The following is a 1,642-nucleotide window of genomic DNA, read 5'->3' as shown; positions in this document are numbered from 1 at the left end:
GATCGACACCCACAGCACCGCCGCCCGCGCGGACTTCCGCAGCGACTACGACGCCTGCACCTACACCCGCACCGACGTGCCCGACGACATCCGCGACGGCGTGCACCAACTCATGCACCACTACGGCCTGCGGTACGCCGCACTCGATCTCCTCATCCCCCCGTCCGGCCCGTGGCAGCTCATCGACCTGAACCCGGCGGGACAGTACGACTGGCTCCAGCAACAGCTACCCGACCTGCACATCACCGCCACACTCGCCCGCCTCATGGCCCACCCCGAACCCCCCGCCAAACCGGCTCGCCCGCACCCTCCAACTGCTCGCCCAGGAATCCGCCCATGACAGCAGAACCAAGGTACGACCGAGCCGACCCCGGCCGCACGGGAACCGCACTGGTCAACCACCAGCTGGGCAGACTGGGGCTGGGCGAGACCTACACGACACGGGACGGCATCGCGTACCGAGCCCTGCCCGAGGGCGCCGGCTGGTGCAGGGCCGACGGTGTGCCCGAGCCGGCCTGGCCCAGGGGCGCGGACCTCTGCGTCCTCGTCAACTGGTACCCGGACGCCGCGTTCCGCAGGGACGACACCACGGGAAAGGTGCCGGAAGGCGCAGAGCAGCACTGGGCAGAGCGCGTCGCCGCTACCGCGGTCGCACTGGAATCGATCGGTTACGTGGCCGAGGAGACCGGGCCGCCCAGGACTCCGCACCACCACGCGAACGCTGAGCTGCTCGTCTACCGAATGCCCCAGGGTGTCCCACCACGGCGGCAGCCTGCCGACGCGTGGAAAGGATGGCCGCCCGCCCGTCCCAACTGGATATCGGGCCACTACCGGTACCCGGGGATCGCACCCGACAGCGAGATCCACAGGGTTCTGCAAGACGCGAAGCTCACATGGGAAGAGCCCTACTACGCGGAGCCTCGCGTCGAGTCCGGTCCGTGTTTCGTCCAGTCGATCACTCAGACGCTGTGGCCACCCGGATCGTCCCGGTGCGCGCTGGTGGTGTGGCAGCCCGCGGCAGGATTCCGCCGCTCCACCAAGACCGGTGACGTTCCCCCTGGCGCTGCGGAGCACTGGGCGAGCGGTACCGCCCGGGTCGTCGACGTTCTCGAACAGAACGGATACCGGGTGACCGGGCGGGAGCGGCCCCTTTCACCTGCACGGGACACCACCGCCGAATTCCTCGTCCACCGCACCGAGCACACGTTGACTTCCGCCATCGGTAATCACACCGGCTAACGCTCACACCCGGTAGCCCGATGACGGGCGTCCGGTTCCGAGTGACGACAGAGGCGGAACCGGACAACCCCCGAGCCCAGCCGGGCCGGGGCCACCCCAAGAAAGAAGGAGACTCGGAATGCCCGCGATCACCGAGCAGCCCGAAACGATCGAATCGGACACCGAGACCGTTCCGGAGACGGACGGTGGCAACCAGAACGGCCCGCACGAGAGGACCGATTTGGTCGGACTGCTCGCCGCGTAGATCAACTGAAGGACTCCCGCCCCGGTCGCAGAACAGCAGCACGGCGACCGGGCTGGCTGTCACACAGCGGTGGGCTCCGTGTTTGACCGGACATGGTCGGTGGCCACCTGCTGGTGCTGCGCGTGCACGGGTCTGCCGGTGATGTGGTTCGGCCCCGTG

Annotated in this window: 2 protein-coding genes and 1 pseudogene; all 3 read left to right on the top strand. The window is 68.6% G+C overall.

Features of this window, described 5'->3' with window-relative positions; translation table 11 throughout:
* Positions 1-340, top strand: a pseudogene (locus ACWF94_RS40155) (hypothetical protein); the annotation flags it as partial.
* Positions 337-1,239, top strand: coding sequence for a hypothetical protein (locus tag ACWF94_RS40150; RefSeq protein ID WP_453500190.1), 903 nt, complete (start codon positions 337-339; stop codon positions 1,237-1,239). The pseudogene ACWF94_RS40155 and the gene ACWF94_RS40150, both read left to right, overlap by 4 nt.
* Positions 1,240-1,357: 118 nt before the next feature.
* Positions 1,358-1,483 (top strand): hypothetical protein, encoded by a 126-nt coding sequence (locus ACWF94_RS40145; RefSeq protein ID WP_453500188.1) that lies wholly within the window; start codon positions 1,358-1,360, stop codon positions 1,481-1,483.
* Positions 1,484-1,642: the final 159 nt, after the last annotated feature.

The sequence above is a fragment of the Streptomyces sp. NPDC055078 genome (assembly GCF_053607985.1).
The sequence above is the reverse complement of the archived record's forward strand: the minus strand, read 5'-3'. Positions and strand labels throughout refer to the sequence as shown.

What these genes read in the sequence shown, in the direction of transcription:
- ACWF94_RS40150 (WP_453500190.1), top strand. Translation starts at nt 337, where the DNA reads ATGACAGCAGAACCAAGGTACGACCGAGCCGACCCCGGCCGCACGGGA.
- ACWF94_RS40145 (WP_453500188.1), top strand. Translation starts at nt 1,358, where the DNA reads ATGCCCGCGATCACCGAGCAGCCCGAAACGATCGAATCGGACACCGAG.